We start from the raw sequence: 21,971 nt of genomic DNA, 5'->3' as shown, positions 1-21,971 counted from the left end.
TCGCCTTGCGTAACCGCAAGAATTACTTAGCGATAACCTTGCGACCGCGGTAGTAACCATCCGCAGTGATGTGGTGACGCAGATGAGTTTCGCCAGAAACTTTATCTACAGACAGAGTGGTGGTGGTCAGAGCATCATGAGAACGACGCATACCACGCTTAGAACGGGTGGGTTTATTCTGTTGTACGGCCATGGACCTTACTCCTATTACTTACGCTTTAAACTGGCTAATACGGCAAATGGATTTGGTTTTTCTGCCTCTTCAGGCAACTTACCAAAAACCATGTCCGCGTCGGACACTTCACAGTGTTCAGAATCATGCACCGGAACCACCGGCAGTGCGAGGATGATTTCATCTTCAATCACCGCCAACAGATCGATTTCGCCAAAATCATCGACATCGATCGGTTCGTAGGCTTCCGGCAGTGCTTCGGCCTGCTCTTCAGTAGAGACAGGACTGAAGCAATAGCTTACGTGAACCTGATGCGGAAACGGCTGGTTGCAGCGCTGACATAACAACGTTACCTGCACATCCGCTGTTCCTTGCAGAACCGCGAGGCGCTGGTTGTCAACCGCAAACGACATGGCACATTCCACATCACTGTCCACACTCACGACCGAGTCGGCCACGCGCGCCACCAATTCAGGCGAATAAACACCATGATAATCAAGGCGTTTTTGCGCAGCGCGTACCGGATCGAGCGTCAGGGGTAATTTTACCTTTTGCATAGGGCGCGAATATTAACTTTGTAACGTCATAGAGTCAAAGAAAAAGGCCGTTTTACAGCATCTTTCACCCGTTAGTCGCATCCAGTGCGGCGCACAGTTTAAAATGACTGTCTCCTTTACGCTATCTATTCTGCAAAAAAATGACGACATCGCTGGTTTTAGCTTCAACCTCACCCTTCCGCCAGGCTTTATTAAGTAAGCTTGGCCTGCCTTTTCTCTGCGCGGCACCGCACACCGATGAGACGCCGCAGCCCGGCGAAGCGGCAGATGCGTTGGTACAACGCCTCGCGCTGGCGAAAGCCAGGGCGCTGGCGGCCGACTATCCGGATCGCTGGATCATCGGTTCCGATCAAGTCTGCGTGCTGGACGGACAGATCACCGGTAAGCCGCACACGGAAGAAAACGCGCGCAAGCAACTGTCTGCCGCCAGTGGCAAAGCCATTACCTTCTATACCGGCCTGGCGCTCATCCAACCGCAAAGCGGGCAGCAATTTCTCTGCTGTGAACCCTTCACCGTCCATTTTCGCACGCTGAGTGCAGCCGAAATTGCCGGATACGTTGCCAAAGAACAACCACTGCAATGTGCAGGCAGCTTCAAAAGCGAAGGCCTTGGCATTTGTCTGTTTGAACGGCTGGAAGGACGCGATCCCAATACCTTGATTGGGTTGCCGCTGATTGCGCTGAATGGGATGTTACGAGAAGCGGGCATCAACCCCTTGTGTTGATGCCCGTGACGTTACGCCTTTTTCTGGCGTAACAGCGACAGGCAATGCTTCAAAGCGCCGTCCAGCGGCGCTTCCATCCGTAACGTCTCACCGGTATTGGGATGGGTAAACGTCAACGCCGCCGCATGCAGGAACAGACGGGAAAGTCCGGTCGGTGCCAGCTGGCGTTCAAATTCCCGATCGCCATAACGATCGTCAAACGCGATGGGATGGCCCGCATGCAAAGTATGCACACGAATCTGGTGAGTGCGGCCAGTGACCGGGCTGGCTTTTACCAGGGTGGCAAAGCCAAAACGCTCTTCCACTTTAAACCGTGTCTCCGAAGGTTTACCTTCCGCGCTGACGCGCACCACGCGCTCACCGCTTTGCAGGATATTCTTCAGCAACGGTGCCTGTACCACTTTCAGGTGGGATGGCCAGTCGCCACGCACCAGCGCAAGGTAATCTTTTTGCATGCCTTTGTCGCGAAGCTGTTCGTGCAGGGAACGCAGTGCCGAGCGTTTCTTCGCAACCAGCAAGATACCCGAGGTGTCGCGATCGAGACGATGCACCAATTCGAGAAAACGCGCTTCCGGGCGCAGCGCACGCAAGCCTTCAATCACGCCAAAACTTAAACCGCTGCCGCCATGTACGGCGGTGCCGGAAGGTTTGTTCAGGACCAGCAGATAATCATCCTCATACAGGATGGCGTCAGCCAGTGAAGCCACTTTCTCCAGCTTCGGCGAGACAGTCTGCTCTTCACGTTCCGCAACCCGTACAGGTGGAATACGGATCTCATCGCCCTCTTCCAGCTTATATTCAGGTTTGATGCGTTTTTTATTTACCCGCACTTCCCCTTTACGCAGGATGCGATAAATCATACTTTTCGGCACACCCTTCAATTGGGTGCGCAAAAAGTTATCGATACGTTGTCCGGCATTTTCAGCCGTAATGGCGACAAATTGTACGCCGGGATTCTCAGTTTTCATGGCGGCGATTCTAAATAGTGTCCCCGGATAGCGCCACCCCTTTTTCTGTGCTTAACTCTCTGGTTGTCGCGGCGCTAAAGAGTCGAAATGCTGACTTTTTCAACAATGCGATGATAACCCCTGCAAATGAACAGGTTAAGGATGAATAAACTTCACAGCTCGGCAAAAGTCGCCTTGCTATATGTTGGTGAGCAATGGAATAATGCAGGGGTTTCTGTCCTGGAAAGATTCAGGCAGAAAAAAGAGCGAAATAAGTCATTTTGCCGGATTAAACGGACACGCAGCAATGGCGTAAGACGTAATGTTAAATCAGGCACTTAGCGGGCTGCGGGTTGCAGCCAGGACGACAGACTGGGATGTGTGGATTTTTGAATACTCTGTAGCACTTCCACCTTCAGGCGCTGGATTTCCTTATGAAAAACAGGCCACCGACAAGATTTGCGCCCCTTTAGCCGCCGACAACCGTGAGGTTGACGTCTGTGCATTAAAGACACGGGGCCATCGGTTGATTCTCGTCCAGGGTAACGATGCCCGCAGCTTTGTCACTCATGAGAGAATAACGAGTAAGTCACGATGAAAAGAATGTTAATTAACGCAACTCAGCAGGAGGAGTTGCGCGTTGCCCTGGTTGATGGACAACGTCTGTACGATCTGGATATCGAAAGCCCCGGACACGAACAGAAAAAAGCCAACATCTACAAAGGTAAAATCACCCGTATTGAACCCAGCCTGGAAGCTGCGTTTGTTGATTACGGTGCTGAGCGTCACGGTTTTCTCCCTCTGAAAGAAATTTCCCGCGAATATTTCCCCGCCAGTTACAACGCGCACGGACGTCCCAATATTAAAGATGTTCTGCGTGAAGGTCAGGAAGTCATCGTTCAAATTGATAAAGAGGAGCGTGGTAATAAAGGAGCAGCACTGACCACCTTTATTTCACTGGCCGGTAGCTACCTGGTGCTGATGCCGAACAACCCGCGTGCGGGTGGCATTTCGCGCCGTATTGAAGGTGATGATCGCACCGAACTGAAAGAAGCCCTGTCAGCGCTGGAACTGCCGGAAGGCATGGGCCTGATTGTGCGCACCGCTGGCGTTGGCAAATCCGCCGAGTCGTTACAGTGGGACCTTAGCTTCCGTCTGAAACACTGGGAAGCGATCAAAAAAGCCGCTGAAAGCCGCCCGGCACCTTTCCTGATCCATCAGGAAAGTAATGTGATCGTGCGCGCCTTCCGCGACTATCTGCGTCAGGATATCGGTGAAATCCTCATCGATAACCCGAAAGTCCTCGAACTGGCGCGTCAGCATATCGCTGCGCTCGGTCGTCCGGACTTCAGCAGCAAAATCAAGTTGTACACCGGTGAAATCCCGCTGTTCAGCCACTACCAAATCGAATCGCAGATTGAATCTGCTTTCCAGCGTGAAGTGCGTCTGCCATCTGGCGGCTCTATCGTCATTGACAGCACCGAAGCACTGACGGCGATTGATATCAACTCAGCACGCGCGACGCGCGGTGGTGATATCGAAGAGACGGCGTTCAATACCAACCTCGAAGCGGCAGACGAAATCGCTCGTCAGCTGCGTCTGCGTGACCTCGGTGGTCTGATTGTTATCGACTTCATCGATATGACGCCGGTACGCCACCAGCGTGCCGTGGAAAACCGTCTGCGTGAAGCGGTACGTCAGGATCGTGCACGTATTCAAATCAGCCATATTTCACGCTTTGGTCTGCTGGAGATGTCACGTCAGCGCCTCAGCCCATCACTGGGCGAGTCCAGTCATCACGTCTGCCCACGCTGTAGCGGTACCGGCACCATCCGTGATAACGAATCGCTGTCGCTGTCTATTCTGCGTCTGATTGAAGAAGAAGCGCTGAAGGACAACACCAAAGAAGTCCACGCGATTGTGCCGGTTCCGGTCGCTTCCTACCTGCTGAACGAGAAACGTGATGCGGTCAGCGCCATTGAGAAGCGTCAGGGTGGCGTGCGCGCCATCATCGTACCGAACGATCAGATGGAAACGCCGCACTACTCCGTGTTGCGCGTGCGCAAAGGCGAAGAAACGCAAACGCTGAGCTACCACCTGCCGAAACTGCATGAAGCGGAAATGGCACTGCCTTCCGAAGAAGAGCAGTCAGAACGTCGTCGTCCTGAGCAACCGGCCCTCGCCGCCTTTGTGATGCCGGATGCACCGCCTGCACCGGTTGAAGTGGCAGAAGAGAGCAAGCCTGCGGTGAAAGCTGAGCCGAAGAAGGCCAGGACAACCGACACCGTCGCAGCACCGGCTGCGTCAACCGGCTTTATGGCACGTCTGCTGGGTGGATTGAAAAAACTGTTTGTTGGTGATGCACCGGCGACTACGCCGGAAGCCAGCGAGAAACAGGAAAGCAAAGCAAACGCTGATGAAAACGGTCAACCGCGTGGCGATCGTCGCAACAACCGCCGCAATAACCGTCGTGAACGCACTCCGCGTAACGCTGAAAATGCGCCGGTACGTGAAGCACGCGAGCCGCGTGAGCCACGCGAAGCGCGTGAAACCACCGAAAACCGCCGCAATAAACGCCAGAACGAGCCGCGTGAAGAACGCAGCCCGGCACAAAGCGAAGAAGCACGCCAGCAACGCGAAGAGCAGCAACAACAGCGTCGCGAACAACGTGCGGAGCGCCAGCGTCGTCGTCAGGAAGAGAAACGCGCCCAGCAGCAGGAACAGAAAGCCGCTGAGCCGGTGGTGCAGGCTGAAATCGTTGATGAGGCAGCACAGGAAGAAGAACGTGTTCAGGTCATGCCGCGTCGTAAACAACGCCAGCTGAGCCAGAAAGTGCGTTTTGGTGATGAAAGCGAAGCGACAACCGAGAACGTTATCGCTCCGGTTGAAACTGCGCCGCGTGCAGTCGCTAATGAAGAACCGGAAGCGGTCAATGATGATCAGGATGACGTTGATAACCGTGACAGCGCCAATATGCCGCGCCGTTCACGTCGTTCACCGCGCCACCTGCGTGTCAGCGGTCAGCGTCGTCGCCGTTACCGTGATGAGCGCTATCCGACCCAATCTGCAATGCCTCTGGCTGCGGCTTCGGCTTCACCGGAAATGGCCTCTGGCAAAGTCTGGGTACGTTATCCGGTTGCACAAACCAATGAAGAACTGGTCACACAGGATGCACTGAACGAGACGCCGGATTACAGCCGCGAAGAGACGGCTGCTGCCGTTGCTCTGCCTGCCAGCGTTGAGCCAGCGCAAGAAGTGGTTGCTGAGCCAGTCGTCGAAGTAGTGGAACCGCAGGCACACACCGACGTTCCGGTAGTGAACACCGATGACACCCGTCCGATTGAATCTCCGGTCAATGAAGAACCGACCGTGATTTCAGCGGCGGATGAAGCGGTTGCCGAAGTAACCGCCGCGCAGGCCGAACCGGTGGTTGATGTTGCTGCTGAGGTCAACGAAGCCGTAACCGCTGCCATCGAAGCACCTGCTCAGGAGGCACCGGAAGTGACTGCACCAGTGGAAGAGATCCTGTCCACGCCGGTTGCCGCAGAAGCGCAGCCAGCGCCAGTTGCCGCTCACGCTACCGTGGCCAACAACGCAGAAACCCGCTGGAAGCATTATGCTTCGGCACCGATGACCAAAGCACCGGCACCGGCATGGGAACCTGAACCGGCTCGCCATAGCGATTGGGTACGTCCACCGTTTGCCTTTGCGGGCCGTGGATCGGCTGGCGGTCATAGCGCCACACAGCAGGCGACTGCACCGGCAACCAAGCCAGAAAGCGTCTAAGTTAGCGCTACGTCACACAGCAAACCCCGGCCAGTCCGGGGTTTTTTATTTGCATCTATCCGTAGCGGCGCGATTTATCGCGCAATTTCGTGCGCGCTGCGTGAAAAATCCGCGCGATAAATCGCACCGCTACGGACAAAAAAAAATCCCACGGCCTGTGAAGGCAGTGGGAAAAAGCAAGCGCACCCGGTTTAAGTACGCTCAAATCTTCAGGTCAGTTACGAATTCAATTGGAACAGTGACATCTTTGACATCTGGGTAAAGACCGTGTAGGAGGCTTGCAACGCCGTCTGCTGCATGGTGTAGCTGGAGATAGCCGAGGTGTAATCCACATCCACCAGGTCACTCATTTGTGACGCCATAATGGTATCGCGGTCATCACCCTGCGCATCCAGCGTGTCCAGCTCAGACATTTTTGAGCCCACCGCAGAACGCACACTCAGCACGTTGTTCAGTGAGTTGCTCAAACCACGGTTGGTCTTATCCATCGCATCCTGGAACGTTTGTTTGGTGGCATCGTCAGCGTTGTCCTGTGGCACTTTCAACGCGGCAATCGCACTGTCGAGCATATTGAACAGGTTAGTTTCACTGGCGCTACCGTCCGGCTCTGCTTTGGCGTTGCTGGTGATCGACATAAACACCGAAGTACCGGTATCGCCAACCGACATGGTGCGGCTGTCATCCACTTTTTGCGTAATCGGATCACTGCCGCCGACATAAGTCACGCCAGTGCCATCATCAGTGAATGGCTCGGTATCGGTTTGATAGCCGGCGAAAATATAGTTGCCGTTACCGTCTTTACTGTTAGCCAGCCCCAGCAATTGCGAGCGGATCCCTTCCAGTGACGTGGCGATCGAGGCACGGTCATCATCACTCAACGTACCTGTTGAACCCTGAACAATCAGGGTCTGCGCATCCTGAATGCTGCTGGTGACGCTGGAGAGCGTATTTTCTTCCATTGACAGACTCTGGTTGGCAAAGCTACGCGCGGTGGCGTACTGAGCGCTTTTGGCCTGAGTCTGCGACAACACCACAGCGCGCGAAGCCGCAATCGGGTCATCAGAGGGGTTAGTCACGCGGCGACCGCTGGAAAGCTGTTCACCGACTTTGAGCCAGGAAGCTTGCGAATCCGTGATACCGCGCACCTGCTGGTTAAAAATCATATTGGTACTAAGACGCATGGTTTTTTATCCTCTCTGCTTAGCCGAGGCTATCGATCAACGCGTTGAAAATGGTACTGGCGGTTTGCAGCACCTGCGCGTTAGCCGTGTAATATTGCTGATATTTAGTCAGGTTGGCGTACTCTTCATCGAGGTTGACGCCCGAAATTGACTGCTGGCGATCACTTAACTGACTCACCACACTTTCCTGAGTGGTACTGGTGGTTTCCAGCGTGCTGGTTTTGTTACCCACCGTACTGACGATGCTGGCATACGCCTCGGCCAGGGTGGCGTTACCGTTCACCAGTTTGCTGTCCTGCAAATCCAGCAGTTTTTGCGCATTGGTATTATCGCTGGCACCATCCACCGCACCTGCCGCCGCAATCTGTGACTCATCGGTGATCGCCACTGACATATCACCAATCACGTTCTGCACCGGTTTTACCAGGAAGCTGTCTTTCGCCGCCGGCGTACCACTTACGGTTAACTGAAGACCATCAAAACTCAGCGTGGTGTTACCATCGGCATCGGTTCCCTGCGTCGCCGTCACGCTAACGTTGTCCGACTGACGAGTCACCGACCAGTTGGTGCCGTCGTAGCTGACGGTGTAGTTTGAGGCTTTCAGCGCGCTGGTGTCGGTCCATTCCGCTGTCAGTGAGGCACTGGAGGTATTCTTGGTGTTGCTCAGGACTTCCGGGCTGCCGATGTTAAAGAAATCAGTGCCCTGATCACCGTTGCTGTCATACCCTTCTTTATGGATGGTATTGAAGCTGGTAGCAAAGGCAGCGGCAAGCTGGCCGAGCTGGTTCTGAGCGGTATCCAGATCCTGGGTGCGGAACGCCAGCAGACCACCCAACGAACCGGTTGTCAGGGTTTTCTCAGCAATTTCTACGTTACCCGCCTGCTTATCAACATAACCGACGGTGATACGTGAAGGGTCGCTGCTGGAAGGCATCGCCACCAGCGAAGTGGTTTTGCTGCCATTGACCAGCGTGGTGCTGCCCATTGAAACGATATAGCTGCCATCCTGCTGCGACACCGTGACACCGACGATATCATTCAGGCTGCTCACCAGTTGGTCGCGCTGATCCAGCAGGTCATTCGGCGCAGTGCCATCACCGGTAGTCAGTTTGGCAATCTGGGTGTTGAGGTTGGCAATCTGGCTGGTGTAGGTATTGATCTGGTCAACACTGGAGGTGATATCGGTGTTGACGCTGGTCTGCATATTGGTCAGATATTGTGCTGTCGTCTGGAACTGGTTGACCAATCCCTGAGCATTACTCAGCATTGACTGACGCGCTGACGGATCGTCGGCGTTACTGACCACGTTTTGTACGTTGGTGAAGAAGTCCTGAATCGACGTTGACAGGCTGGTGGTCGAGGTTGATAACAGATCGTCAATATTTGAGATCTGAGAATATTGGGTATTTTGCGCATTATAGGTCGCACTGGCACTGCGTAACTGCGCAGTGATGAATTCATCATATTCACGCTGCACAGTCGTCACATTCACACCGTTACCGTAATAGCTGCCACCAGACAGGGTGCTGTTCGCCTGCCCCAGGATCGTCGTCTGGCGTGTATAACCCGCCACGGTATAGTTACTGATGTTGTTACTGGTGGTACTTAATGCGGCCTGTGCGGCGCTCAGCCCGCTCATCGCTGAGTTGATTATACTGGACATCTCGGTTCCTTAATTTCCCGTTCACCGGGCTGGCTGTCATCAGTGCGGTTACCGGGGCGATGAAACGCCCGGGTTGTATGAAGGTTATCGGCGTGCTTAAGTGAAACTTGAGGCAAAAAATCAGAACAAATCGGTCAAATCGTGGCTGTACGCTTTCACAACTTTTTCGCCCATGTTTTTGAATTGCTGGATCATTCCCACCAATTTCTGAGCATATCTCGGGTCAGTCGCATAACCGGCAGCCTGCAACGCTTGTGCCCCCTGCTCCGCCGTCTGCGCGTTGGCGACCGCGGCATAACGTGGGTTGTTTGACAGCAGTTTGACGTAGTCCGTCAGCGCCTCCAGATAGGAGCCGTAAACACGGAAGGTTGCGCGTACTTTTTTCGCTTCGCCGTGTTCATATTCGGTGGTCATGATATCGGTGGTTTCACCTTTCCAGTCACCGCTGGCCTTGATACCGAACACGTTGTAGCTCGGTTTACCGTCACGCGTCAGAATCTGACGCTGCCCCCAGCCGGACTCCAGCGCCGCCTGCGCCAGAATCAGATGGTGTGGAATACCGCTCTCGTCACTCGCCACTTTGGCAGGCTGCGCCAGTTGAGCAATAAAGTCGCTGCTGTCGCCGGATAAACTGCCGGGTGATACCGGCAGTCGCGGTATCGCTTTACGTACCATTTGTTCCAGCTGCATCGGCGCCATGCTGCTGTAAATGAAGCTGTTATCCAGCTTCATCGGTACGGTACCCGCACGCTCATCCGGTTCCTGTGCGGGTTGCATCTGTTTAACGATGGTTTCCGCCAGGCCAAGTCCGCGTTTGCCCATCTCCTGCGCAATCTGCTGGTCGTACATTGAGGTAAAAAGCCGCGTCTGGTCGTTGCTCAACAGGCCATCTTTTGGCAACGCCTCACGCATACTTTTCAGCATCATCTGCACGAACATGCCTTCAACCTGCTTCGCCACCTGTAAGGCTTTACCTTTCGGGTCCTGACTGGCTTCGCGTTTCAGGTCATTGAGCGAGCGGCTGTCATAAGCCGCATTCATCAGCGATTGCGTATCACTCATCAGATAATTTCCAGTTTGGCGCGCAGACAGCCCGCACTCTGCATTGATTGCAGAATTGACATCAGGTCAATCGGTGTTGCACCCAGCGCATTCAGCGCACGCACCACATTATTGAGGTTGGCGCTGGCGTTGACGTGTTGCAGCGCCCCGCCACTCTGGCGCATATCGATCTGCGTCTGATTGGTCGTCACGGTTTGACCACCTGCGAACGGCGTATTCGGCTGATTGACGTTCTGCTGCTGATTGACGGTGACCGACAGGTTGCCCTGCGCGACCGCACAGGTACTCAGCGTCACTTCGCGGTTCATTACCACCGAACCGGTACGTGAGTTGATGATCACTTTGGCGTCTTCCAGCGGTACGGAAACATCCAGATTCTGGATATCCGACAGCAGGCGCACCTGCGAACTGTTATTCGGCGACACACGAATTTGCACGGTACGCGCATCCAGCGGCTGGGCATAACCATAGCCACCACGATTGATGGCATCCGCAATACGCTGCGCCATAGTGAAATCTTCGTTGTTCAGTTGCAGGTTGATGGTGCTCTGGCTACCAAAGTTGCTTTGCAGCTCACGTTCCACCGTGGCCCCACCGGTAATGCGACCACCGTTCAACTGGTTTACCTGGACGCTGCTGCCACCCGCAGCGGCACCGGCACCACCGACCAGAATGTTACCTTGCGCCAGCGCATAGACCTGGTTATCCACGCCTTTCATCGGCGTCATCAGCAGCGTACCGCCACGCAGGCTTTTGGCGTTACCCAGTGACGACACCACCACATCAATGGTTTGTCCCTGACGCGCAAAGGCCGGCAGTGAGGCGGTGACCATCACCGCCGCCACGTTTTTCAGCTGCATGTTGGTGCCGGTCGGTACGGTGATCCCCAGCTGCGACAGCATGTTGCTGACGGTTTGTGTGGTAAACGGCGTTTGCGTGGTCTGGTCACCGGTGCCGTCCAGCCCCACCACCAGGCCATAACCGATCAACTGGTTGTCGCGCACGCCCTGTACCGTGGTCAGATCGCGGATGCGGTCAGCATGAGCGATAAGGCTGAATCCGAGCAGGAAGCTCAGGCTCAAACGCAGCAGAGTGTTCATTTTCATCGTAACCTCTTACATCGGCGAAACGTTCAGGAAGAAACGCTGGAACCAACCCATCGTCTGCGCCTCATTGATATAACCATTGCCGACATACTCAATACGTGCGTCGGCCACTGCGGTTGACAGCACCGCGTTACTGGCGCTGATGGTGCGGGGGTTAACCACACCGGAGAAACGAATAAATTCGGTTCCCTGATTAATCTCGATCTGTTTTTCACCCACTACGCGCAGGTTGCCGTTGGACAGCACCTGATTCACGGTGACGGTGATGGTGCCGGTAAAGGTATTATTTGCCGTAGCACCGCCTTTGCCGGTGAAGTCGTTTTTGCCTTCACCATCAAGACCGACCTTCTCCCCACTCGCGCCGACCAAACCATTCAACGCGGTTGGCACGGTAGTCAGCCCAAAGCTTCCACTGCCATCACGACTGGCATTGGCAGACGAACTTTTGCTGGCGCTGACGTTTTCCTGCAAGGTAATGGTCAGGGTGTCGCCGATATTGCGTGGACGACGATCCTCAAACAGCGGCTGATAGCCGTAGTTCAGCGGCGCAACGCCCTGAAAAATGGAACCATTCACCACCGGTGGCGCAGAAGGCGTTGGCTCAGCCGTTGTCGAGCCTTGTACCAGTGGCGTGCGTGGAACCAGCGCACAACCGTTTAATGTCAGTAGTGATAACGCTACTAACCAATGACCAGGCTTGAGAATCACTTGCTTCGCCACGGAGTTCTGACCTTTTTCATGTTCTTAATCAGGCCAGCCAAGCTGGCCCAACGACACCAGATTTATAACTGGGTTAACTTCGCTAACATCTGATCAGACGTGCTGACCGCTTTACTGTTGATCTCATAAGCGCGCTGCGTCTGGATCATGGAAACCAGTTCTTCCGCCACGTTGACGTTCGAGGTTTCCACATAACCCTGATACAACAAACCAGCACCGTTCTGGCCAGGCGTGCTCTGGGTAGCCGCACCCGATGCCTGGGTTTCCTGATAGAGGTTTTCACCCAGGCTATCGAGACCGGCGTCGTTCATAAAAGTACTGAGTGTTAACTGGCCAACCTGGGTCGGGTTGGTCTGGCCCTGCTGCGTCACACTCACGATGCCATCACGCGAAACGGTGATACTGGTGGCGTTGGCAGGAATGGTGATACCTGGCTGCACGGTATAACCTGAGTTGGTCACCAGCTGACCATTCTGATCCACCTGGAATGAACCATCGCGGGTATAGGCGGACGTGCCATCCGGCATCTGCACTTCAAAGTAACCCTGACCGTTAATCGCCAGGTCTTTTGAGTTACTGGTTTGCGACAGGTTGCCCTGAGTATGCAGACGTTCAGTGGTCACCGGACGCACACCGGTACCAATCTGCATACCAGACGGTAACGTGGTTTGCTCGGATGACTGCGTGCCCGGCTGGCGCACGGTCTGGTACATCAGGTCTTCAAAAACCGCACGCGAACGCTTAAAACCGTTGGTGCTGACGTTCGCCAGGTTGTTGGCGATGACGTCCATATTGGTTTGTTGGGCATCAAGGCCGGTTTTCGCAATCCATAAGGAACGAATCATTGTTTTGTCCTCAGCCTTAGCTGCTCATGTTGAGCAACTGATTGGCTTTTTGTTCGTTTTCATCAACGTTCGAGATCACTTTCATCTGCATCTCAAAACGTCGGGCGTTGGCGATCATATCGACCATGGTTTCCACGGGCTTAACGTTACTGCCCTCCAGCACCCCCGGCGACACCTGCACGTTGGCGTCCTGCGCCAGCGTCGCACCGCGTGTAGCCTGGGTTTGTGCGGTAGGACGGAACATCCCGTCGTCACTGCGTTGCAGTTCCTGGCCGGTCGCCGTGACCAGCTTCAGACGACCAATCTGCACCGTGGCATTGGGTGCATCGCCCGGGTTACGAGAGGTGATGGAGCCATCCGTTGCAATAGTCAGTTCAGCGCCTTGCGGCACGGCAATCGGCCCGCCATCGCCCATCACGGGATTGCCCTGGATTGTCAGGATGCCGGTGGAGCTGATTTGAATGTTACCGTTGCGGGTGTAAGCCTCGCTGCCGTCGGCGGTACGTACCGCCAGCCAGCCGTCCTGCCCCACCGCCACGTCGAGTGCGCGACCGGTGTTGTCCATCGCCCCTGCACTCATATCGGCACCCGGCGTAGAGGCCGTCACCAGGGTACGCGTCGGCAGCGACCAGCCATTGACCGGCACCGCGCGGTACGCTTCCAGCTGAGCACGGAAACCCGGCGTGGAGGCGTTGGCGAGGTTGCTGGCCGTGACGGACTGCTGCTCCAGCGTCTGGCTGGCGGCTCCCATCGCGGTATATATCGCGTGATCCATAATGCAATCCCGTTAGTGAATTAGCGTAAGTTGACCAGGGTATTGAGGATCTGGTCCTGGGTTTTGATGGTCTGCGCGTTCGCCTGATAGTTGCGCTGCGCGACGATCATGTTGACCAGTTCCTGACTCAAATCCACGTTGGAGGCTTCCAGCGCGCCTGCGGTCAGTGAACCGAAGGTGCCGGTGCCTGCGGTACCGATCGCCGCCTGACCAGAAGAACTGGTGGCGCTCCACACGTTGTCACCTTCAGACTGCAACCCTTCCGGGTTAGAGAAGCTCGCCAGCACGATCTGACCCAACAGCTGCGTTTGCTGGTTGGAGTAGGTACCGGTGATGGTGCCGTCATCGTTGATGGTGTAGGTGGTCAGATCGCCCGGTGCATAGCCATCCTGAGTCGGGTTACCGAAGGTGGTGGTGCCGGTGTTTTGTTGCAGACTGCCCTGCATGCTCAGGGTAATGGACTGACCTGCGGCTGCACCATTGGTCCCGTCAATACTCAGGGCTACGGTGGTGGCACCGGTGACGCCGCCCACGCTGGTCAGGTTACCGCTGCTGTCAAACGTCAGGTCGAAATCACCCGCAGAAGTTCCGGTGGTGGAGTCGATAGCATGGACGGTCCAGGCGTTATCACCGGTTTTGACGTAGTACATGTCGAGAGTGTGATCGTTACCCTGAGAGTCGTACACCGTCATGGTGCTTTTGGCGTTGTAGCTGTCAACGTCCGACGCATCAAAGGTGGTGACCGTCGGGATATCACTGGTGGAGTTAAGGTTCGCCACCTGCGTTGCCGTGGAGGTCGCTTTTGCTGACATCTGGGTGGTTGGAATGCTCAGCGCCACCGGGTTGGCACCGGTCTGAATGGTAGCCGGGGAGCCGCTGGCCGGATAGCCGGTCACGTACAGGCCCTGCGTGTTGACCAGGTTACGGTTCTCATCCAGCGTGAACTGACCGTTACGCGAGTAGTACACCGCGCCGCTGCTGTCAGTCATACGGAAGAAACCGTTGCCGCTCAGCGCCACGTCCAGACCACGGCTGGTGGTGGTGGTGGTGCCGTCGTTAAAGTTCTGGATCACCGCTGCAACTTTAGTCCCCAGACCAACGTCTGAACCGGCAAACAGGTCAGCGAAGGCGATGGTGCTGGATTTAAAACCCGCTGTCGCGGAGTTGGCGATGTTGTTACCAATGACGTCGAGGTTGCTTGAAGCAGCGCCCAGGCCGCTCACCGCTTGGGAAAAAGACATGTTAATTTCTCCGGGTTACAGGTTAATTAGAGAATCTGACGTACTTCATCAAGGGTCGCGGTGCCCATGGTGCCGAGGTCCAGTGTCGAGGTGTCATCCGTTGTACTGACGCCACTGACGTAGGCGTAATTCAACGGCTGAGCCACCAGTTGGGTGCTGCCATTGCTGGCGGCAATCGAAACGGTATATTTGCCATCCGGGGCAGTTGAGCCGTCGGTCAGGGTGCCATCCCACGAGAAGGTATGAACGCCTGACGACAATGCGCCGAGATCAATGGTGCGCACGGTTGCACCGGTTGAATCTTTGATGGTGGCGGTGGTGGCGGTTGACGCGGTGGTCAGCTCCACACCAAATGGCGTGGTGGTGCCACTGCCTACCAAAATCTGGCTGCCATCCACCATCACGCCATGACCAATCAGCGTGGTACTTTGCAGGTTCTGGCTGGTGCTGATCTGCCCGGAGATCGAACCCAGCGTGGTATTGAGTTTTTCAATGCCGCTCAGGGTGTTGATCTGTGCCAACTGCGTGGTGAGCTGGCTGTTATCCATCGGGTTAGTCGGATCCTGGTTCTGCAACTGCGTCACCAACATGGTCAGAAACTGGTTTTGTAAGTCTTCTGCGCTGTTACCTGTGCTGCTACTGCTGGAGGAGCTGAGGACCGTGGGGTCCAGGTTTTCGTTAACGCCTACCGCGATACCCATTGTGTTTCTCCGTTACTGACCCATGGTCAGCGTTTTCATCATCATTGATTTCACGGTGTTCAGGACCTCAACGTTGGCCTGGTAACTGCGTGAGGCTGACATGGTGTTCACCGTCTCTGCCACCACATCCACATTGGGCATCTTGACGTAACCTTTCTGGTCAGCCATCGGATTGCCCGGGTCATACACCAGTTTCGCCGGGGAAGGATCGTCCACCACCCCCGCCACCTTGACGCCACCGGTCGCCATACCCGGCGCGGCATCGGTCTGAAACACGACTTGCTTCGCCACGTAGGGCTGACCATCTGGCCCGGTGACGCTGTCGGCGTTAGCCAGGTTACTGGCGCTGACGTTGAGGCGCTGCGACTGCGCCGTCATAGCCGACCCGGCGATATCAAAGATATTTAGCAATGCCATTGTTATTGCCCCTGCAGAACGCTCATCATGCCTTTGATTTGGCTACTGATAAGGGTGAGATCGGTTTGATATTTCAGGCTGTTGTCGGCGAACTGCGTACGTTCCCGGTCCATATCCACGGTGTTGCCATCCGCGGCAGGCTGATCGGGAATGCGGTACAGCAGATCCATCGACGGCTGAGCGTCGCTCTGCGCTTCAATGTGGCGGGCAGACGTCACTTTGAGCGCCAGACTGCTGCCCTCCGAGCGACCGTTTTCCATCACCTTGCTGAGCTGGCTGGCAAAGTCGATATCCCGAGCCTGGTAACCCGGGGTATCGGCGTTGGCAATGTTGGATGCCAGGATCTCCTGACGCTCCGCTCGCAAGTTAAGGGCTTCTGTACCAAATCGCAGCGCGGCATCGAGTTTGTCGAGCATGCTTCCTCCGCGAATGAGAATTTCGAGCTGACAGCTTAATTGGGGAAAAGCAAGGGCTATCGTCTGAATAGCGCCAAAAACATTGGCTATTTTTGACATTGATTTTTTTGCGCGAGGAGTAGACTCAGTGCCATCTTCAGTCAGGAGGCGTGTTATGCGCAGATTTACAACCTTACTGGCCCCAATTTTGCTGGCCCTGGCGCTGCCCGGTCAGGCGGCCGATCTCCAGGCCCAACTGACGCAGTACTTTAAAGCGCGCGATCCGCAACACGCGGCAGGGATGAATGTGGTGATTCGTACGCCACAAGCGCAGTGGCCAGACTGCGCTGCGCCACAAATTGTGTTGCCCGGCAACAGCCGCCAGTGGGGCAACATGAGCATCGCCACCAATTGCGGGCAGAATCGCCGTTATTTGCAGGTTCAGGTGCAGGTCACCGGTGTTTATCTGGTGGCAAATCATCAGGTAATGCGTGGCAGCAACGTCACGGCCAGCGATTTTCGTTTACAATCCGGGCGGCTGGATACGCTGCCCGCGCGAACCCTGTTCTCCACCGATAACGTGGCCGATGCCATCGCCATGCGCGATATCACCCCCGGGCAGCCGGTAACCGCCACTATGGTGCGTTTGCCCTGGCGGGTAAAAGCAGGACAAAATGTGATTGTGGTGGCCAGCGGTAACGGGTTTGATGCCAGTAGCGAAGGCAAGGCATTAAATAATGCGACCACCGCGCAGATGGTCAGAGTACGGATGGGTAATGGTCAGGTCGTCAGCGGCCGGGTCGGCGAGGATGGGAATATTCTTATATCGCTATAAAGCGCTAAAGAACCCTGTTTTTCTGCCGATAGTGAAAGCAACAAAGAAATTACCCTATGCTGACTCAGTTGGCTTATCCCCAACTGACCTTACAGGAGCAAGATCATGAGCATCGACAGAACCCAGCCTATTCAGCCGCCGAGCACTGTTCAGACCCGTGAAAATACGGACAACGGCAGCAAAGTGCGCCAGAGCAGCACCGCAGCCACGTCCAACACCAGCGAAAGTGGTGCGCAGGTGAAACTGAGCGCTGCCCAGGCGCAGCTGACACAACCCGGCAGCAGCGACATCAATACTGCGCGCGTTGAGCAACTGAAAACCGCCATTCGCAATGGCGAACTGAAAATGGATACCGGCAAGATCGCCGACGCGTTGATTGCTGATACTAAGGCGTATTTAGAGGGTAATTAATCCCGATGAACAATCTGTTGACCACATTAGATAAGATGCAGGAAGTGCTCTCTTCACTCCGCGAAGTGATGAATGAAGAACAGCAGCAACTTGCTTCCGGCCTGATTAACGGCAACCTGTTGCAGCGCATCACCGAAGATAAAAGCGCGCTGCTCTCGACGCTGAATTATCTTGACGAGATGCGCCGGACTACCGAGCAAAGCACCGGTACGCAGGCGCCTTATCGTGGCAACAGCGATATGTCACGCCGCTGGACGTCTATCCAGAAACATACGCGTCAACTGCGTGACGCCAATACGCATAATGGTTTGCTGCTACAGCAGCAGATCCGTTTTACCGATGATGCGTTAGCGGTGTTGAAGCCCCATCAAACGCAGGCATTTTATGGTCCGGACGGATTAGGTAAAGGTCAGTCAACACTGAGCCGCAAAGGGTAACCGTCCGCGTTCCAGCTGTAAAAAAACCGCCATCGCTGATAACGAGGCGGTTTTTTTGTGCGTTAAATCGCGCCCGGATTTTTGTAGCGGCGCGATTTATCACGCAAGGTCAGAGCGCTTTTATGCCTGCGTACGGCGGGCAAAATCGCGCGGGCGAAATCCCATCAGACCGAGCACCACAAAATACGCCCCGCCACCGACAGCACACACCGCTGCCAGACGCAGTAAACGCCACCACATATGTCCCACTTCCCATGACGGCATGACATACAACAGGCCCAGAAGCGCCGCCGCCATCGCCACCACGGCGATCAAAAGACGGATCAAAAAGCTAAACCAGCCCGGTTGTGGCTGAAAAATCTGTTGTTTTCGCAGCTGCCAGTAAAGCAGTGCCGCATTGAGGCAGGCCGCCAGACCGATGGACAGCGACAACCCGGCATGCTTCAGTGGCCCGATAAACGCCAGGTTCATCAGCTGCGTCATGATCAGGGTGATAATGGCAATTTTCACCGGCGTTTTGATGTCCTGACGAGAATAGAAACCCGGTGCCAACACTTTCACCACAATTAACCCCATCAGCCCGACCGAGTAGGCAATCAAGGCACGTTGCGTCATCGCCGCATCGAAGGCGGTAAATTTCCCGTACTGGAACAGGGCTACAGTCAGGGGACCGGAAAGAATGCCCAGCGCCACCGCACTCGGCAGTGCCAGCAGGAAACACAGGCGTAACCCCCAGTCCATCAACCGTGAATACTCATCATGGTTATTGCTGGCAAAACTTTTCGCCAGCGAAGGCAGCAGGATAGTCCCCAGTGCCACGCCCAACACGCCAGAAGGAAACTCCATCAGGCGGTCGGCATAGTACATCCAGGAGACAGAACCCGAGACGAGGAATGATGCAAAGATGGTGTTGATAATAAGAGAAATCTGGCTGACGGAGACACCAAGAATCGCTGGCCCCATCTGACGCATCACGCGCCAGACACCCGCATCACGCAGGTTGACACGCGGCAGTACCAGCATGCCAATTTTCTTCAGATGCGGCAGTTGATAGAACAACTGCAGCACGCCCCCCACCACCACGGCCCAGGCCAGCGCCATCACTGGCGGATGGAAATGCGGTGCGGCAAACAGCGCAAAACCAATCATGCTGATATTTAACAACGTCGGGGCAAAGGCAGGAACCGAAAATCGATTCCAGGTATTCAGAATGGCCCCAGCCAGCGACGCCATTGAAATCAAAAAGATATACGGAAAAGTCACCCGCAGCAGCGAACTGGTGAGCGCAAACTTATCGGCGGTATCCGCAAAGCCCGGCGCAGTCACCACAATCACCCAGGGCGCGGCAATCATGCCCAACACCGTCACCAGCGCCAGTACCAGAGTTAATAGCCCGGAAACATAGGCCACAAATACCCGAGTCGCTTCTTCGCCCTGCTTACTTTTGTATTCGGCAAGAATCGGCACAAATGCCTGAGAGAAGGCCCCTTCAGCGAAAATACGTCGCAGCAGGTTAGGCAGTTTAAAGGCGACAAAGAAGGCGTCGGTGGCCATTCCGGCACCAAACACTCGCGCCACGATGGCATCGCGGGCAAAGCCCAGCACGCGGGAAAACAGGGTCATCGAACTGACCGCTGCCAGCGATTTCAACAAATTCATAATTAGCGGCGCATCCTGAAAAGAGTCGGATAAATGAGCAACTTAGCGCGGGCATTCGAAAATGCCCGGCGATAGTCTACTGCCACGGCGGGAAATGACCAGCATTGAGTGTTACAAGGGATTATTCCTGTTCGGCATCACGCCACAGCTTTTCTACCAGACGCTGCGCCGCCAGCGCTTGTTCGCCACTGGTTACAGGCATCGTCTGATTTTGTACGCACTGAATAAAATGGTGAGCGGCCCCGGTAAAACCACGCTGTGTCAGATGACTCTGCCATGCGGGTGGCGCGTCAAGGCGTAACCCTGTCAGGTTTTCCTGCTGCCAGTCACGCATCTCTGCCACCTGAATGTAATCACCCTCACAAATGGCACTCACCACTTCACGTTGCGTTCCGGCACGACGGTGCATGCTGGTGGTGATTTGCAGCGCACCGGCGGAAAAATGGTGCTCCGCATACAGCATCGCTCCCTGCTCGTTGGTTTCAATATGACCGTGGAGGTGCGAGAGTTTACCACCCGCCAGCCATAACGCGGTGTCAACCACATGCAGATAGTCGTCTAACAACGTAAAACGCAAATCTTGCGGCCCGACACTGTCGGCACGGTGCTTTTCGATACGCAGCGATGCGGCACGCGCCATTTCAGCCTGTAATTGTTGATAACGCGGCGCAAAACGGCGGTTGAATGCCACCATCAGTTTGCGTTTGCGTTTCTCCGCCAGCGCCACCAGCGCTTCAGCCTGCTGTAGCGTTTCCGCCAGAGGTTTATCGACGCAGACATCTTTATCTGCCAGCAGCAACGCTTTGACCACCTCGTAATGTGAGGCGGTGCTGCTATGCACAAACACCGCGTCGCTGGCGGCCGCCAGCGCATCGAGCTGACCAAAACAGGGAATGCGGTAGCTATCGCAAATCGGCTGCGCTTTGGCCTGATTAGGCGAGAACGCGCCGGCCAGTTGCCAGCCTTGCGCTTGCGACAACACCGGCAGCCAGGCTTTCTGTGCAATGCCGCCTAATCCGACCATCCCAATACGCAATGTCATTTTAATGCTCCTGTTGCAGCAACTGTTCCAGTTGCGCCTGCAACCGGGCTACCGTTGCTTCCAGTTGGGCGACCCGCTCCTCCAGATCTGCATTATCTTCAGCGGTGGTTGTGGCAGGTACATCTACCACATCACCGCCGAAAAGATGCATATAACGACTTTCACGCTTACCCGGTTCTCGCGTCAGACGCACCACCATAGGGCCATCATCACGGGAAATTAAGCCGTTCAGTGTCTGCTCAACCTCGTTCATATCGCTGAATTCATGCAGGCGACCACTGCGGGTACGCAACTCGCCGGGTGTCTGCGCTCCACGTAAAAACAGCAACGTCAACACCGCCACTTCCGCGCTACTCAGTTGCAGATTACCAAACGCGGAGTTGCAAAAGCGTTGTTCATATTTACTGACGCGCTGACCAAAGCCGCTGTTCGACGTGACCAGGTGCTTTTTGACCAGTTCATCCAACTGGGATTGCACCTCGCTCTCGCTCAGGTTCATCACCGGTTCACGGTTAGATTTTTGATTGCAGGCGGTGACCACCCCATTGAGAGACAGCGGATATTGATCGGGTGTGGTGACCTGTTTTTCCAGCAGACAACCAATCACACGCAATGCCCGCACTGATAATGCCATTTTCATCGAATTATTCCCTTTTCTTATCCGCGGCGGTCCGGGGTCCACTCGCGCCAGGTTAAGGCTGTCAGAACATGATCCTGCCAGCGGCCATCAATTAACAGGTAATCTTTGGCATAACCCTCTTTTTCAAAGCCCAGACGTGCCAGCAGATCGCCGCTGCGCTGATTATGCGGCATGTAGTTCGCCATAATACGGTGCATGTGCTGCTGCCGCTGCATATATCGAATGGCGCTTTGCAGGGCTTCAAACATCAGTCCCTGCCCCTGCCATTTCTCTCCTAATGAATAGCCAAGGTAGCAAGCGTGAAAGGAGCCTCGTAGCACGTTGCTGAAGTTGGCAACACCGCGCACTTCACGCTCTTCCTGATCCATTAAGACAAAATAAAATGCCGAGCCTTGTTTGTGCATGTCGGCAATCAATCCCAAACGCGCCTGCCAGCCAGACGGATAGCAATGACTTTCATCACGTACCGGTTCCCAGGGCTTGAGAAAAACACGGTTTTCCGCGTAGTAATCTGCCAACCGCCAGGCATCACGCTCATGAACTAAACGGACCACCAAACGATCGGTCGTGAGGCGCACGCGCGGCCCAGCAGAACGATAGCCAAACATCTTGACTCCTGAAATCCAAGACTTAAGAAGGAAGTACGCCATCGGC

The 21,971-nt window shown here is 55.1% G+C and carries 23 protein-coding genes; 5 read left to right on the top strand and 18 right to left on the bottom strand.

Annotation, left to right across the window (positions count from 1 at the left end):
* Positions 1 to 22: 22 nt before the first annotated feature.
* Entirely contained in the window at positions 23 to 193 is a 171-nt protein-coding gene (gene rpmF, locus AC6I8N_RS08295; protein WP_013508656.1) for a 50S ribosomal protein L32, read from the bottom strand.
* Positions 194 to 207: 14 nt separating this feature from the next.
* Positions 208 to 729, bottom strand: coding sequence for a 23S rRNA accumulation protein YceD (yceD, locus tag AC6I8N_RS08290; RefSeq protein WP_021185599.1), 522 nt, complete (start codon positions 727 to 729; stop codon positions 208 to 210).
* Between the two features lie 140 nt (positions 730 to 869).
* Between yceD and AC6I8N_RS08285 the strand changes: the two genes are divergently transcribed.
* Positions 870 to 1,454: a Maf family protein gene (locus AC6I8N_RS08285; RefSeq protein ID WP_208725243.1), complete on the top strand. Its 585-nt coding sequence runs from the start codon at positions 870 to 872 to the stop codon at positions 1,452 to 1,454.
* Between the two features lie 11 nt (positions 1,455 to 1,465).
* Here AC6I8N_RS08285 and rluC read toward each other — a convergent pair whose 3' ends face one another.
* On the bottom strand, positions 1,466 to 2,422 hold the full coding sequence (rluC, locus tag AC6I8N_RS08280; RefSeq protein WP_497830479.1) for a 23S rRNA pseudouridine(955/2504/2580) synthase RluC: 957 nt from the start codon (positions 2,420 to 2,422) through the stop codon (positions 1,466 to 1,468).
* A 573-nt stretch (positions 2,423 to 2,995) separates the two neighbouring features.
* On the opposite strand from rluC, the gene rne reads away from it, so the two are divergent.
* Positions 2,996 to 6,187, top strand: coding sequence for a ribonuclease E (gene rne, locus AC6I8N_RS08275; RefSeq protein ID WP_497830478.1), 3,192 nt, complete (start codon positions 2,996 to 2,998; stop codon positions 6,185 to 6,187).
* Between the two features lie 218 nt (positions 6,188 to 6,405).
* On the opposite strand, the gene flgL is transcribed toward rne, so the two are convergent.
* From flgL to flgB, 11 genes are all read right to left on the bottom strand, one after another.
* On the bottom strand, positions 6,406 to 7,368 hold the full coding sequence (gene flgL / locus AC6I8N_RS08270) for a flagellar hook-associated protein FlgL (protein WP_021186014.1): 963 nt from the start codon (positions 7,366 to 7,368) through the stop codon (positions 6,406 to 6,408).
* Positions 7,369 to 7,387: 19 nt separating this feature from the next.
* Positions 7,388 to 9,031, bottom strand: coding sequence for a flagellar hook-associated protein FlgK (gene flgK, locus AC6I8N_RS08265; protein ID WP_021186015.1), 1,644 nt, complete (start codon positions 9,029 to 9,031; stop codon positions 7,388 to 7,390).
* Positions 9,032 to 9,151: 120 nt separating this feature from the next.
* Positions 9,152 to 10,093, bottom strand: coding sequence for a flagellar assembly peptidoglycan hydrolase FlgJ (flgJ, locus tag AC6I8N_RS08260; protein WP_497830477.1), 942 nt, complete (start codon positions 10,091 to 10,093; stop codon positions 9,152 to 9,154).
* Positions 10,093 to 11,199, bottom strand: a complete 1,107-nt coding sequence (locus tag AC6I8N_RS08255) for a flagellar basal body P-ring protein FlgI (protein WP_021186017.1) — start codon at positions 11,197 to 11,199, stop codon at positions 10,093 to 10,095. The genes flgJ and AC6I8N_RS08255 overlap by 1 nt, the downstream gene beginning before the upstream one ends.
* A gap of 9 nt (positions 11,200 to 11,208) precedes the next feature.
* Positions 11,209 to 11,919, bottom strand: a complete 711-nt coding sequence (locus AC6I8N_RS08250; RefSeq protein ID WP_021186018.1) for a flagellar basal body L-ring protein FlgH — start codon at positions 11,917 to 11,919, stop codon at positions 11,209 to 11,211.
* Between the two features lie 62 nt (positions 11,920 to 11,981).
* Positions 11,982 to 12,764: a flagellar basal-body rod protein FlgG gene (gene flgG, locus AC6I8N_RS08245; protein ID WP_013508646.1), complete on the bottom strand. Its 783-nt coding sequence runs from the start codon at positions 12,762 to 12,764 to the stop codon at positions 11,982 to 11,984.
* A 16-nt stretch (positions 12,765 to 12,780) separates the two neighbouring features.
* A complete protein-coding gene (locus AC6I8N_RS08240) occupies positions 12,781 to 13,539 on the bottom strand; it encodes a flagellar basal body rod protein FlgF (protein ID WP_021186019.1) in 759 nt (252 codons plus the stop codon).
* 20 nt (positions 13,540 to 13,559) lie between these two features.
* Positions 13,560 to 14,780 (bottom strand): flagellar hook protein FlgE, encoded by a 1,221-nt coding sequence (flgE, locus tag AC6I8N_RS08235; protein ID WP_021186020.1) that lies wholly within the window; start codon positions 14,778 to 14,780, stop codon positions 13,560 to 13,562.
* 26 nt (positions 14,781 to 14,806) lie between these two features.
* On the bottom strand, positions 14,807 to 15,481 hold the full coding sequence (gene flgD / locus AC6I8N_RS08230; protein ID WP_021186021.1) for a flagellar hook assembly protein FlgD: 675 nt from the start codon (positions 15,479 to 15,481) through the stop codon (positions 14,807 to 14,809).
* Between the two features lie 12 nt (positions 15,482 to 15,493).
* Positions 15,494 to 15,898, bottom strand: coding sequence for a flagellar basal body rod protein FlgC (flgC, locus tag AC6I8N_RS08225; RefSeq protein WP_013508642.1), 405 nt, complete (start codon positions 15,896 to 15,898; stop codon positions 15,494 to 15,496).
* Between the two features lie 2 nt (positions 15,899 to 15,900).
* Entirely contained in the window at positions 15,901 to 16,314 is a 414-nt protein-coding gene (gene flgB / locus AC6I8N_RS08220; RefSeq protein WP_021186022.1) for a flagellar basal body rod protein FlgB, read from the bottom strand.
* Between the two features lie 154 nt (positions 16,315 to 16,468).
* Here flgB and flgA point away from each other — a divergent pair, with 154 nt between their 5' ends.
* The 3 genes from flgA (at position 16,469) to flgN (ending at position 17,976) form a co-directional block, all read left to right on the top strand.
* A complete protein-coding gene (gene flgA / locus AC6I8N_RS08215; protein WP_497830476.1) occupies positions 16,469 to 17,128 on the top strand; it encodes a flagellar basal body P-ring formation chaperone FlgA in 660 nt (219 codons plus the stop codon).
* 105 nt (positions 17,129 to 17,233) lie between these two features.
* A complete protein-coding gene (flgM, locus tag AC6I8N_RS08210; protein WP_497830475.1) occupies positions 17,234 to 17,539 on the top strand; it encodes a flagellar biosynthesis anti-sigma factor FlgM in 306 nt (101 codons plus the stop codon).
* Positions 17,540 to 17,544: 5 nt separating this feature from the next.
* A complete protein-coding gene (gene flgN / locus AC6I8N_RS08205; RefSeq protein WP_021186025.1) occupies positions 17,545 to 17,976 on the top strand; it encodes a flagellar export chaperone FlgN in 432 nt (143 codons plus the stop codon).
* Between the two features lie 120 nt (positions 17,977 to 18,096).
* Here flgN and murJ read toward each other — a convergent pair whose 3' ends face one another.
* The 4 genes from murJ to rimJ form a co-directional block, all read right to left on the bottom strand.
* Positions 18,097 to 19,635: a murein biosynthesis integral membrane protein MurJ gene (gene murJ / locus AC6I8N_RS08200; protein WP_021186026.1), complete on the bottom strand. Its 1,539-nt coding sequence runs from the start codon at positions 19,633 to 19,635 to the stop codon at positions 18,097 to 18,099.
* 121 nt (positions 19,636 to 19,756) lie between these two features.
* On the bottom strand, positions 19,757 to 20,677 hold the full coding sequence (locus AC6I8N_RS08195; RefSeq protein ID WP_021186027.1) for a Gfo/Idh/MocA family protein: 921 nt from the start codon (positions 20,675 to 20,677) through the stop codon (positions 19,757 to 19,759).
* Position 20,678: 1 nt separating this feature from the next.
* Positions 20,679 to 21,317 (bottom strand): YceH family protein, encoded by a 639-nt coding sequence (locus AC6I8N_RS08190; protein WP_497830474.1) that lies wholly within the window; start codon positions 21,315 to 21,317, stop codon positions 20,679 to 20,681.
* A 17-nt stretch (positions 21,318 to 21,334) separates the two neighbouring features.
* On the bottom strand, positions 21,335 to 21,925 hold the full coding sequence (gene rimJ / locus AC6I8N_RS08185; protein ID WP_013508634.1) for a ribosomal protein S5-alanine N-acetyltransferase: 591 nt from the start codon (positions 21,923 to 21,925) through the stop codon (positions 21,335 to 21,337).
* Between the last annotated feature and the right edge of the window lie 46 nt (positions 21,926 to 21,971).

The sequence above is a fragment of the Pantoea sp. X-Soil-TKNS-1279 genome (assembly GCF_059730565.1).
This window is presented reverse-complemented; position numbering and strand designations above follow the sequence as displayed.